This window comes from Acinetobacter wuhouensis (assembly GCF_001696605.3).
GTDB classification, from domain to species: domain Bacteria; phylum Pseudomonadota; class Gammaproteobacteria; order Pseudomonadales; family Moraxellaceae; genus Acinetobacter; species Acinetobacter wuhouensis.
Map to the genome: position 1 here is coordinate 3,285,246 of NZ_CP031716.1, position 12,760 is coordinate 3,298,005.

A 12,760-nucleotide genomic window follows, 5' to 3' on the forward strand; every position below is an offset into this window, starting at 1 on the left:
CATCTGTAAGTTAACGTTTCTGCGATATATCAATCAAAAGATGGTAGTTGACGAGTTTTGCGGTGAGGAGCAACGCTCCGCAAGTTGGTTTTGCTTACTTTTCCCGAAAGAAAAGTAAGTCCAGCGGAAGGCCAATCCCTAAATCAAAACTTTTGATGTAAGACTCCGCTGAGTAAGCTTCAAAACAGTTTAAAACGATACTTTACTTTTGAAGTACGTAATATCGGTAATTAAATTTCAAGGTTAAATACTCAAAACTTATACATAAGTTCACAGTTTTAATTAAAAATTTGATATTTTATACCGAATTAGCCTCCATAATAGACTCAGACTTTTAAATGCATAGGACATTTAATGATGGCAAAAACATTATTCAAAACATTGAGCATGGCAACAAGTCTTTCAACTGCAATGCTTTTAGTGGGATTTTCAAGCAATGCGCTTGCCATGAGTCCATTCCAAGCAAGTTATCAGTTTGCTTACAATGGTAAAAACTTAGGTTCAGCTACACGTACTCTGAGCCAAAGCGGTAATAATTGGAAATATGTCTTTACTGCCAAAGCGATTGGTATGGCATCTGCCAGTGAAACCAGTAACTTTAACTTTAGTAATGGTCAAATCACTTCAAATAGTTTCAGCCGTACCAGTAAAATTTTGGTACATAGCGATACCATGACCATTAACTTTAATCCAAACAGCAAAACCATTAACACCAAGAAAAAAGACACGCCGCGTTCTTTTGCTTGGAAAGCAGGTGCATTGGATGAGTTAAATGCTGAACTTCAAGTTCGTGAAGACTTAAAAGCGGGTGGTTTAAAATCAAGCTATTTGATCGCGGATGCCAAAGGTTTAGATACGCGTCACTTTGTTAAACAAGGCACTGAAACAGTAAAAACACCTGCGGGAACATACAACACCATTAAAGTTGTACTCACCCATGACAATAAAGCTAAAAGCTCAATCTTTTGGTTAGCACCGCAATTAGACTATGCACCTGTGAAAATGTCACACGTCGATGGCAATACTTCTTATAACTTAACCTTAACAGGTTACAAAAAATAAGAGATTTTTCACCATTTAGTTAAATTCAGCTTGCATTTTTTTGGGTGCTTTTTAAAATACGCCTTTGCTTTAAAAAGCACCTTGCCCTTAGAGGATTCTCCCTGTGTACGCACTAGAACAGAAAATCTTAGCTGAAGGTATCGTTCTATCTGATCAAGTTCTGAAAGTCGATTCTTTTCTAAACCATCAAATTGACCCTGCGATGATGCAGCTCATTGGTCAAGAATTTGCTCGTCTTTTTAAAGACGCAGGTATTACCAAAATCATCACAATTGAAGCTTCAGGTATTGCACCTGCTGTGATGGCTGGTTTGGAACTTGGTGTACCCGTTATTTTTGCCCGTAAATATCAATCTTTAACGCTTAAAGATGATTTATACCGTTCAAAAGTATTCTCTTTTACCAAACAAATTGAAAGTACCATTGCGATTTCTAAAAAGCACATTGTCAAAGGCGACAAAGCTTTAGTCATCGATGACTTCTTGGCAAATGGTCAAGCAGCATTAGGTCTTGCAGATTTGATTCATCAAGCTGAAGCTGATGTTGTCGGTATTGGTATTGTGATTGAAAAATCTTTCCAACCAGGTCGTCAACTTTTACTTGATAAAGGTTACCGTGTTGAATCATTGGCTCGTGTTGAGTCATTGGCAAATGGTACTGTGACTTTTGTGAAAGAATAATTTCGAACAAAGCCTGTATCTAAAATCGAGCGCGCTATGCGCTCTTTTTTATACTTTTTGAAAATATAAGCATCATTTTGACCATTCATTTAACCTACATTTTCAACTATATTGTTGGAAGAAATAAAATTTAGGTCAATAAAATAGAATGGAATCAATTACTCAGAATCTCATCAACTTACTCAATGTGCAGAAAATGGATGAATATCTTTTTCAGGGACAATGCACTGACCTGTTTGGAACACATTTATTTGGTGGGCAAATTCTTGGGCAGTCTCTAATTGCTGCCTCCAAAACCACAGATCGTCCTGCACATTCCTTACATGCTTATTTTATTCGCAGTGGTCGAACTGACCTACCTGTACTTTATAAAGTAGAAAATTTACGTGATGGTAAAAGCTTTGCCACTCGCCAAGTTTACGCACTACAAGACGGTGCAGTAATATTTTCTGCGATGATTTCCTTTGCCAAACCTGAACAAGGCTTGGAGTATCAAACTGCTGCACCAGAATATCCTGTGCCAGAAAGCTTTAAATCAGAACAAGAGCTTAAAATACTCAATCAAGATGATATTCCTGAATTCATGCGTGAAGTTGTCATGCGCCAGTTTGATTTAAGAATGCATCCTGTGAATCCAGTCAATCCATTTCGCCCAGAAAAGGCTGGAGCAGAATATGCGGAATATGTGCAAACCTTTGACAAATTGACAAATGAGTTTGATATTCCCATGTTCCATCAAGCCATTTTGGCATATTACTCAGACTACAATCTGCTCACCACTTCGCTACGTCCACATGGAATCAGCTATGCCAATGGTGGTGTTCGCAGTGCAAGCCTAGATCATGCGATTTATTTTCATAGTGAATTTCGTGTAGATGACTGGTTGCTCTATGACATGCATGCCACTCGATCAAGTCAATCACGTGGTATTAACTATGGTCAATTTTGGCAAAATGGTAAATTGGTCAGTAGTGTGACCCAAGAAAGTTTAATGCGAGTCCGCCCATAAAATTCATGTTTGAAAGAAAATGACTTGATTCATGTTTCGATTGTATTCACATAAAATATAAAGACTTATCTGGTCTTTCGTTTACAATCAAAAATATGTCATGTATCTGACATGGTTGTTTCAAGAGTTTTGAGTGATGAAATATTCTTAAATCACTATAAAATCAGATACTTTGAATAAAAATATAGATTAATCATGGCTTAATAAAGAAAAATGGACTTTATTGAGTGAGTACAAATCAATGACTGATGAACAAAGTGTAAGTTGCCCAAAGTGTGGCTCTACAGACCTAGAACGACGTGATCACGAACAACTTTTAGGCAAAGCAGGCAGTGTGTTACTGACTTCCGCAGGTGCTGCTGCAGGAACAGTTGGTGGCGCAGCTTCTGGCGCTTCAATCGGTGCGGCAATTGGAACGGTTGCTGGCCCTTTAGGTGTCATCGTTGGTGGAACTGTCGGAACATTTGTCGGTGCAATTAGTGTCGGAATTACAGGTGGTTTCCTTGGTAATCGCTTTGGTAAAAAAGCTGGTGTGATTGTCGATCAAAATATTTTCTTTGATTATCAATGTAAAAGCTGTAAACACCGGTTTAATGTAAATTAATACGATTATAAAATTCCTGTAAAAGAACGATGCTCTTTTCAATGATTATTTACATCACAAAAGAGCTTTGTTTATTTAGCATTCCAAATTATAAAATCTATACATAATTAAAATTTTGGAATCTTTGTGTTCCAAATTCAGGGTAAATTATAGAAAATGCACATTAAAATTGAGCAATCTAAGCCATCCACAACAACATTAGAATTCGAGAACCATCAATTTTCAGACGAGGAAATTGAATATATTTTACAATGTAAACGCTTATTGGGACTGTCTTTTAAACAATGTATTCTTTCAGAACATCATTTTAAAAAAATTTCACAATTTCCGAAGTTGGTTAATCTAAATTTTGAAAATACCCAAGTTTCTGATGTCGCCCTAACCCACTTGTCTCAAATTCAAAGTTTAAATTACTTATTTATTGTAAATTCAAAATTGACTGGAGATGGTTTCAAATCTTTTGCAAATCATAAAAAGTTGGATTGCATTTGGGTCTGCAATACTCAGGTGAATGATCAAACCTTGCAATACTTTCTCAACATCCCAAAACTTTCAACCTTGTTACTACATGATACCCAAGTGAGTTTTGATGGCTTAATGGCTTTAGCACAACATCCTAAATTGCGAGTGATTGCTAATATGTTTAGTGCTGCACAAATTGCAGAATTCGAACAAAACCAACGTGATTTACAAAAGAAAAATAAACAATATTTTAGTCATACTCAAGTTGAGGACGCCAAAGCTAAATTAATCCATTTCTTTGAAGCAATAAATCAATGGGAAGCATCTGCTGAACAAATTGGTTTCTGCGACGAACTTCAACAAAAATGCCAACAGATTTTTCAGCAATATTGTACAGATAAGCCACGTCATGGCTATCGCCCAGATGGTTTACATTATTCACATGCACCTAATTTCAGCTATACCGATGAAATCATGACTGATATTGACCATGCAAGTAAAAAGAAGCTGTATATTTTTACCCGTGATCGTTTAGAAGGGCAAAATCGCTATACATTGCTTCTCATCGAAGGTGAATGGCGTATTGATGAAAAACATCATTTTTCAGGTGGTTGGAAAAAATATGGGCTTTGATGCTAATTGTATATTAGGCTTAATTAGCATCAAATTTAAAACTTAAACACTCAGTTTTCTCACCACCTCACCCAAACGCTTCCCTTGTGTTTCACATAATGACTTTTCATCTATACTTAAACTTTGATCATGGCGTGGTCCACTGACATGCGTTGCACCATACGGCGTTCCGCCTGATTTGGTATTCGATAATGCTGGATTGGCATTGGTTAACCCCATGATCATCATGCCATGATGGAACAATGGAGGTAACATAGTCAAAAGCGTACTTTCCTGACCGCCATGCATCGAACCAGATGAGGTGAATACACAAGCTGGCTTATTATGCAAAGCACCATTGAGCCAAAGGCTTGTGGTTTGATCCCAAAAATATTTCATTTCCGAAGCCATATTACCAAAACGTGTTGGAGAACCGAGTGCCAAACCTGCACAGTTTTGCAAATCATCCAAGGTACAGTAAATATCACCCTCTTCTGGAATACTGGCTTGTGCTTCTGTCACAACAGTTGATAAATTGGGCACTGTACGAATTTTTACAGCAATACCTGCGGCTTCAATACCATTTGCAATCAAATGCGCCATTTCTTTGGTTGAACCATATTTACTGTAATACAGAACTAAAACATAGGTTTGCATAATTTTTTAAACATGTGAAAAAGAAAACTATACGGTATTTTGCTGTATTTTTGGTTAAGCTGTAACAGTAAAGCTGAATAAACACGATGAAAATAAATTGAGATAGATTAAATATGCTGGATTTACTGAAAAAACTTCCCTTTTATGACAAAACTTGGTTTCAGTTTATCTTGTTTGTTATTCGCCGTTTTGAAGCGGATCGTTGTCGTGATCAGGCTGGTTCTTTAACCTATACCACGCTATTTGCTGTTGTACCGATGTTGACGGTTTTTCTGGTGATTATCTCTTCAATTAAAGCACTTGAACCCGCTCGACAACAGCTTCAACAAATGATTTATAGCAACTTCCTGCCGAAAACCAGTATTGCATTTGATAAAGCCTTTAATGTCTTTACCGATAACTCCAGTAATTTAACAGTCATCGGGGTGCTGTTTCTATTCGTAACAACTGTGCTCATGCTGACCAGTATTGAAACTGTATTTAACCGTATTTGGCGTGTCCAAGAAACCCGTAATGGCATTATCGGCTTTATGCGCTATTGGACGATCATTTCTCTTGGACCAATTTTACTGGGAAGTGCCTTTGTCATTTCTTCTGCTATGGCATCAATGAGTGTCCTGAGTAATAACTTTGCTGGTTATCAGGTGGATAGCTCCATCTTATTGATGTTGGTTTCCTTTGGCTTAACTGTTTTAGGCTTTTTCATTCTCTATTGGACTATTCCAAATCGCAGTATTCCAATTCAAGCTGCGGCAATAGCAGGATTATTTGGTGCAATCGCTTTTGAATTATTGAAAAATCTTTTTGGTTTTGTCATGGCGAATTTCACCAGTTATACCATTGTGTATGGTGCATTTGCAGCGATCCCAATTTTCCTACTCTGGATTTTCCTCTCATGGAATATTGTGCTTTTGGGCGTTGAGATTAGTTATGCACTGACCGCATTTCATACAGGGAAAATTCAGACTCGCCACCCCGTTTTGATGATGCTCGATATTTTAGAACTATTTTATAAAAAGCAAAAAACAGGTGAAGTAGTCACCGATGTCGAAGCCCTAGATATTTTAGGACGCGGTGAAATTGGACGTTGGCCTGTCTATGTACAATTATTAGAAAAACAGAATTTAATCAAACGTACTGATAATAATGAGTATGTTTTGGTGAGAAATCTTGATGAAATTGATTTTTGGTCATTTTATACCTCATTGCCATATACCTTGCCACGCCGTAAGGATGTCGAACATGTCCATGACGATGATGTGTGGATGAAGCATATCGGACCAACATTGATCGAATCTGATGAATATTTGGCAGCGAAGTTATCTATTCCGCTTTCAACCATTTTAGATGATAAATAGCTGATTATTTGTCAATAAATAATACGATTCTCAAGTGCATGCTTCACTTGAGAATTTTGCATTTGAGAACCTTGCACTTGAGAATCATCACATAATACATTGAAAATAAGATCACTCAGAAATGTGCAATACTTTACGTTGAATCCATCCTTGTAAACTCACCACTAAAATTCCCAACATCACCAAAGCAGTACCAATCATAAAATTTACTTCAAGCTTTTCATCTAAGAAAATAATACCGAATGCGATCCCGAACAGCGGTGTGAGGAATGAAAATACCCCAAGATGATTAGCTAGATAGTTTCTCAATAACCAAAACCAAATCATCAAACTAGCAAAAGACATAATCAAAGTATGAAATACCAAACTTGAAAAGGTTAACATTGTCCAACGAATTTCAGTTTGCCCCAAAGCAAAAGCCATAGGCATGAGTAGAATAAAACCGCCCATCAACTGATAAAACAAAGTTTGTGTCGGATGCGCTTCGGCAAGTTTGGTTAAACGTAATGAAATGGTGGTGAGCGCCCACATGATCCCTGCAAGTAAAGCCATCGCATCGCCCAAAAGCACTTTGGAGAATTGCCCAGTTTGGCTATCTTTGCCCATAAAAGTAACGACAATCCCCACGAAGGCTATGAAGATTCCTGTCCATTGCAAAGCAGAAAGTCGTTCAGAGGCAAATTTCCAATTTAGCCCCAATGCGACAAAAATCGGTGCGGTATAGAGTAAAACTACGGTATGTGATGCAGAAGTAAAACGTAAAGCTTCTGCAACGAGAAAGAATTCGGCTGAGAATAAAAATGCCAACCACATCCCTGCCAGTAAATAATCTTTGGAGAATAAGCCGACACCTTGCGGAAGTCGAATCAATGGATAAACCATCAATGCAGAAAGCCCACATCGAATTGCGATTTGCATGATTGGTGCAATATCTACGGCTGCAAGCTTCAAAACCACTTGTTGCAAGCCCCAAATCATACACAGCATGATCATTAAACCTGATGCTTTGGCATCAAGAGCTTTACGCATATCCACGATATTTATCTCAACAGAACAATAACACCACTATAATCCTGTCGTTTTTATAAGATATACTCCAAGACAGACAATTCATCATCAAATTCAGGCAAATTTCAGATGCCCCATAAAATCAATAAAAAAGCCCTACAAGCTGAAAATTACACTCGATTATTGACCAATGATGAAATTGAAGCACCGCTTTGGATTGATTTTCGAGATGATCCTGCATTATCTATTTATCCACTTCATGGGCATGCTTGGGGAGAATTTGTTTATGCCTTTAATGGTGTGATGGAGGTGAATATTGACCAGACCAACTATATTACCCCACCCCCTTATGGCTTGTGGTTACCCCCGAATTTGCAACATAGTGGTTTAAACCGTACCTCGGTATCCCATGCAACCTTGTATATTCACGAATCATTATGCCAACAACTGCCACAACAGGCAGGGATCTTATTAACCGCACCTTTGGTCAGTGTGATTTTATTGCATTTAAAACAACACCCGATTACGGATACAGCCGAACATTTACGACTCTTACAAGTGCTTCTTGATCAATTACACCATGCACAATATGTGGCAAGTTATTTACCACATACCGATCATCCGACACTCAAGCAAATTTTGAATTATCTACATGACAATCCAGCAGATCAAAGTGCTCTGTCTGAACTGGCTATGCAGATCAATACCACAGAACGCACCCTTGCGCGTTTGGCACAAAAAGAACTGAGCATGTCGTTAAATGAATGGCGACAACGCTTAAAAGTCATGAAAGCCATGAGCATGTTAAGTGAGGGAAAAACCGTTGAAGGCATTGCACTAGATTTGGGTTATGCCAATGCCTCGGCTTTTATTGCAATGTTTAAGCGTTGGATGGAAGTGACGCCTGATCAATTTAGAAAATCTTTTGAAGTCTGATTTAAGCCGCAAGTTTTAATTTCCGTTGCCCACTACGGCGATATAATACGGCCAAAATCAAGGTTGGAATCACAAATCCAATCGCCACAAAAATACCATGAGTGATTGAAGCATTTGGTTCAGGTAGCATTGCCACATGTTTCATTGGCGATGTCCACGGTGACATTTGCACAGCCAACAATCCAATCAAAACCACTTGCCAGAAGATATTCTCGCCCTGCTTTTTATGCTGAATAAATGCATAAGCCAATAGAACAATTGAAAATACAATTTCTAAAACCCATGCACCTATTCCCAATTTGCCCCATAACCCCAAACCTAGATGTTGTTGCGCAAAGGGATACAATGCCATATCAGCATTATGCATCGGCAAGTCTGCGATAAAATGCAGAAAACAAGATAAGGTCGCAATGATGGCGATTTGCTTATTTTTTAAAAATAACGCACCCCAAAAGAGCGACCAAATGATTGCCATCAATAAAGAATGATCCCAATCAATAAAGGTCAAATCAAAATATAAATAAGGTAAAGCATCCAAATTTGGCGTAACTTTTTCGATGCCTGTCGCCACCAAAGTCCCATTAATTAAGTCTAAAAACCCTGCTCCCAAGATGACAGGTAAAACAGGTGTTTGTGGATATTTGGCTTTTAATGCCATGCCTACTGCAAAGTGTCCAAAATACATGTGAATACCTCATGAATGAATAAAACTTACTGAACAAACGTTCAGTTAAAAATTAAAAAATTTAAGAAATCGGTGCCCAAAGCATCAAAGTATGCTCAACAATCGCCTGACGATCTTGTTGCTTTGACAATGAGTAACCCACATTCATATTCAATAATTTCCCCAAAGCATATTGGATGCTCATGGCAAGAAACTGTTGTGCAGACAATTCAAAATTCATCTCACGCACTTCACCCAAAGCACAACGTTGTCTTAATAGATTTGCCAACCATTCAATCCGCGAACGAATCACATTTTGAATAATATGTACTTCTTCAAGCCCCATCACATCACTTTCACGCATGATAATTTTCAATAATTCAGGGCTTTGATTAAAAAGTTGCTCGCACATTTCATAAAGTGTTGCTAAAACAATGGCTAAGGGCTGTTGTTCTAAATTGTGATTTTTTTGGTTCAAGGTCATCAACACTTCAGCCAGACCTTGTTGCACCATGACTGCTAAAATTTCACGCTTTCCACCTGAAAAATGATGGTAGAGAATCCCTTCCGACATATCTAGAGACTTCGCCAAGGCACGAATCGACGTATTGGCATAGCCTTTTTCAGCAAATAATTTTCTTGCTTGTACCAATAATTTCTCTTTAGTTTCTTGCGCTTGGTCTTGACGTAAATTTGCCATCAATATTTTCACTGAACGAACGTTTAATGAAATATATCATGTTTCGCATCCCTTTTAAAAGTCCTGTTCTATTCACTTTCTAAAAGTCAATAAAAAAGAGCTGCAAAACTACAGCTCTTTTTGGATTTTAAAATATTGATCAATATTTTATTCAGCGACCCATTTACATGAATTGCCAAATGAAACTATATGGCTTGTTGTTCTCTGTTTTCAGTATCGAGATACGCTTCTAAAGAATCATCCAGTGCATATAACCACGGCGTATGATGTGGCTTCGACATTTTCCCTGTCATCACTGAACGATACGTTTTATCTCTAAAGCCCATAATGTTGTCTTTTTTATGCTTTTTCCATTGCATAAAAATTTCATTTACCGCATCAATGTTAAAACTTGGATAGTCGGTTAGAGTAATCAATTGCTTGATATATTCACCTTGAAACTTCACCATTTGCTCAGACGTTTTTAGCTTGCTTTCTCGTGCAATCCACTTTTGTGAATGGGCTTGCATTTCCGCTTGCTCAGGCAAATCAATTTGACCCAAAATGATGTCACGCACATACCATGCTTGCGCATCAAACATATTGAAGGTGTACCATTGGTCTTGCATACCTAAATAGAACAGTTTTGGATTATTTTCCCAAACTACGCCTTGGTATAACGATTGTGGATATAAGCAATTGTGGGTTTTAAGCTTTAAATCTTCCGCCATATACGGAAAATGATGCAAATAACCTGTACAAAGAATAATGGCATCAATCTTGGCAGAACTACCATCAGCAAAATATGCTTTGCTTTCATCGACTTTTAACAGTTGTTGCTTTTCAGACCAGTTTTTTGGCCACTTATAACCCATCGGTTGACTGCGATAACAGCTATAAATCTGTTTTGCACCATATTTATAACACTGTGAACCGACATCTTCAGCAGAATAACTACTACCAACGATGAGTATCGTTTTGCCTTTAAATTCAACAGCATCACGGAAATCGTGTGCATGTAGAATCCGACCATTAAATTGATCAAAACCCTCATATTCTGGCACTTTCGGTGTTGAGAAATGTCCAGATGCGACAACAACATAATCGAATTGTTCTGAATACACTTGATCTTGTGCATGGTCGCAGACTTGAACCGTGAATTGTTCAGTATGTTGATCATAATCAATCTGTTGAACTGCCGTATTAAAACGGACTTGATCTTTCACACCTGCTTTTTCAACACGTCCTTTAATATAATCCCAAAGCACGGCGCGTGGAGGATAGGATGCTATCGGTTTTTTAAAATGTTCATCAAACGTATAGTCTGCGAACTCCAATGCTTCTTTTGGTCCATTTGACCATAAATAACGATACATACTTCCGTGTACCGCTTCGCCATGTGCATCTACACCTGTACGCCAAGTGTAGTTCCATAGTCCGCCCCAATCGTCTTGTTTTTCGAAACATACAATTTCTGGAACTTGCAGACCTTTGGCCTTTGCTGATTGAAATGCTCTTAGTTGAGCCATGCCACTTGGGCCTGCTCCGACAATTGCAATTCTCGTCATTGCTATCTCCATTAGTTTTGAGTTCTTTGAAAAAAGCTCCTAAAGATCGACGAGTCTGCTAGAAGTAAAACTCCATAAGAATCATCTTTATTTTGAAAAAAATAAGAAAGAATAGAATCTTAATTCTAGGATAAACATCATCGTTCAAATTAGGATGCTGATACAAATGCATATGAGTTCTTAGAGAAAAGCACATTATTTATGCAACAAAATATCTCTAAATAAGAATAAAACTCATACAAAGAAAATACACCATATCACAAAAATAGATTTAGGTTAGCCAAAATCATCAATTAAATGAATAATAATTTGTTACAAGAGTTTCTAAATATTTCAATTAGTTATTTTTAATAATCATAAAAAAAGCAGATCAAAGACATATTTGATCTGCTTTTAATATTTTTTTGATGGAATAAACAACCTGACTAAATTAGGTCACAGATGTTACGCAGGAAGTATATTTTAGGATACCTCTACACTTTTAATGTATGAGTAGCTGATTATCATCAATGAATATCAAAAAATAATTAGTGATTAAGATTTCAACTCAGTGGTGCTATCGCGTTAGGCGACATGGATGTCGCCGTTGGGCGGGGGTATAGGATATACCCCTCGCCCAACAAAGGATTTTTGTAACTTTTGATCCTTCAAAAGTTAGGCATCGCCTACACAAATTGAACTAAACTTTGCAAGATAGATGGGGCTGTGCTAGCTCAGTTTTAAACATACTTTAAATACCTAGCTTCAGTTAAGTCATTTAAATAACTTAAAGGACACACTCTAAATCTATTATTTCACAAAAGTTTTCCAAACAAAATCTTGGCTCTGACCATTCAATGTCATGGTTAATTGATCGCCTGAAGCCAAAGCACCTACGCCTGCTGGTGTGCCTGTCATCACCACATCCCCAGGCTCTAACGCAAACACTTGGCTAATGTCTGCAAGTAAATAACCAATATCAAAAATCAATAAAGACGTGTCGCCTTTTTGACGCACTTGATCATTTACAGCAAATTCAAAAGTGATCGCATCCCATGACTTAACTTCATCTACGCTGATCCAGTCTGCCAGTACACATGAACCATCAAAGGCTTTTGCGCGTTCCCAAGGTTGACCCTTTTTCTTTAAATCATCTTGAAGATCTCGCAAGGTCAAATCTAAACCGAGCGTCACAGCACCAATCGCTTCCAACGCTTTCTCAGGATTGGTTTCACCTTTTAGTGGCTGATCAATACGTAAAGTGACTTCACACTCATGGTGCAAACTGCCCCAATTTTCATTCCAAGAAATTCCCTCTTGCAAAGAAACTAGACTGCTCGGTGGTTTAATAAATAAGACAGGACGATCTGGTGTAGCATTTCCCAACTCAGCAATATGTGCAGCATAGCTACGACCGACGCAGACAATTTTAGATGGACGTGTACTCATATTCTTCCCTTCCTATTTATCATCAAAACAACAA

The 12,760-nt window shown here is 37.8% G+C and carries 13 protein-coding genes; 7 read left to right on the plus strand and 6 right to left on the minus strand.

Annotated elements, in window-relative coordinates; all coding sequences use genetic code 11:
* The first annotated feature begins 354 nt into the window (after positions 1 to 354).
* From BEN71_RS16295 to BEN71_RS16315, 5 genes are all read left to right on the plus strand, one after another.
* Positions 355 to 1,062: a DUF3108 domain-containing protein gene (locus BEN71_RS16295; RefSeq protein WP_086322757.1), complete on the plus strand. Its 708-nt coding sequence runs from the start codon at positions 355 to 357 to the stop codon at positions 1,060 to 1,062.
* Positions 1,063 to 1,165: 103 nt separating this feature from the next.
* The gene (locus BEN71_RS16300; RefSeq protein WP_068973620.1) at positions 1,166 to 1,741 is read left to right on the plus strand and encodes a xanthine phosphoribosyltransferase; all 576 of its coding nucleotides are present in this window, start codon (positions 1,166 to 1,168) and stop codon (positions 1,739 to 1,741) included.
* 148 nt (positions 1,742 to 1,889) lie between these two features.
* Positions 1,890 to 2,750, plus strand: coding sequence for an acyl-CoA thioesterase (locus BEN71_RS16305; protein ID WP_068973619.1), 861 nt, complete (start codon positions 1,890 to 1,892; stop codon positions 2,748 to 2,750).
* Between the two features lie 241 nt (positions 2,751 to 2,991).
* Entirely contained in the window at positions 2,992 to 3,354 is a 363-nt protein-coding gene (locus BEN71_RS16310) for an FmdB family zinc ribbon protein (protein ID WP_068973618.1), read from the plus strand.
* Between the two features lie 156 nt (positions 3,355 to 3,510).
* Positions 3,511 to 4,449 carry an NTF2 fold immunity protein gene (locus BEN71_RS16315; protein WP_068973617.1) on the plus strand — a complete coding sequence of 313 codons (939 nt, stop codon included), beginning with the start codon at positions 3,511 to 3,513 and terminating at the stop codon, positions 4,447 to 4,449.
* 42 nt (positions 4,450 to 4,491) lie between these two features.
* On the opposite strand, the gene wrbA is transcribed toward BEN71_RS16315, so the two are convergent.
* On the minus strand, positions 4,492 to 5,085 hold the full coding sequence (gene wrbA / locus BEN71_RS16320) for an NAD(P)H:quinone oxidoreductase (protein ID WP_068973616.1): 594 nt from the start codon (positions 5,083 to 5,085) through the stop codon (positions 4,492 to 4,494).
* Between the two features lie 113 nt (positions 5,086 to 5,198).
* On the opposite strand from wrbA, the gene BEN71_RS16325 reads away from it, so the two are divergent.
* On the plus strand, positions 5,199 to 6,443 hold the full coding sequence (locus BEN71_RS16325) for a YihY family inner membrane protein (RefSeq protein WP_068973615.1): 1,245 nt from the start codon (positions 5,199 to 5,201) through the stop codon (positions 6,441 to 6,443).
* A gap of 111 nt (positions 6,444 to 6,554) precedes the next feature.
* Here BEN71_RS16325 and BEN71_RS16330 read toward each other — a convergent pair whose 3' ends face one another.
* Positions 6,555 to 7,478, minus strand: coding sequence for a DMT family transporter (locus BEN71_RS16330; RefSeq protein ID WP_167443680.1), 924 nt, complete (start codon positions 7,476 to 7,478; stop codon positions 6,555 to 6,557).
* A 102-nt stretch (positions 7,479 to 7,580) separates the two neighbouring features.
* Between BEN71_RS16330 and BEN71_RS16335 the strand changes: the two genes are divergently transcribed.
* Positions 7,581 to 8,387 carry an AraC family transcriptional regulator gene (locus BEN71_RS16335; RefSeq protein WP_068973614.1) on the plus strand — a complete coding sequence of 269 codons (807 nt, stop codon included), beginning with the start codon at positions 7,581 to 7,583 and terminating at the stop codon, positions 8,385 to 8,387.
* A 1-nt stretch (position 8,388) separates the two neighbouring features.
* Here BEN71_RS16335 and BEN71_RS16340 read toward each other — a convergent pair whose 3' ends face one another.
* The 4 genes from BEN71_RS16340 to BEN71_RS16355 form a co-directional block, all read right to left on the minus strand.
* Positions 8,389 to 9,072: a hypothetical protein gene (locus BEN71_RS16340; RefSeq protein ID WP_068973613.1), complete on the minus strand. Its 684-nt coding sequence runs from the start codon at positions 9,070 to 9,072 to the stop codon at positions 8,389 to 8,391.
* 61 nt (positions 9,073 to 9,133) lie between these two features.
* Positions 9,134 to 9,751, minus strand: coding sequence for a TetR/AcrR family transcriptional regulator (locus BEN71_RS16345; RefSeq protein WP_068973612.1), 618 nt, complete (start codon positions 9,749 to 9,751; stop codon positions 9,134 to 9,136).
* A 185-nt stretch (positions 9,752 to 9,936) separates the two neighbouring features.
* Positions 9,937 to 11,298, minus strand: coding sequence for an NAD(P)-binding domain-containing protein (locus BEN71_RS16350; RefSeq protein ID WP_068973611.1), 1,362 nt, complete (start codon positions 11,296 to 11,298; stop codon positions 9,937 to 9,939).
* 789 nt (positions 11,299 to 12,087) lie between these two features.
* Complete coding sequence (locus BEN71_RS16355; protein WP_068973610.1) at positions 12,088 to 12,726, minus strand: fumarylacetoacetate hydrolase family protein; 639 nt, start codon at positions 12,724 to 12,726, stop codon at positions 12,088 to 12,090.
* Positions 12,727 to 12,760 lie beyond the last annotated feature (34 nt).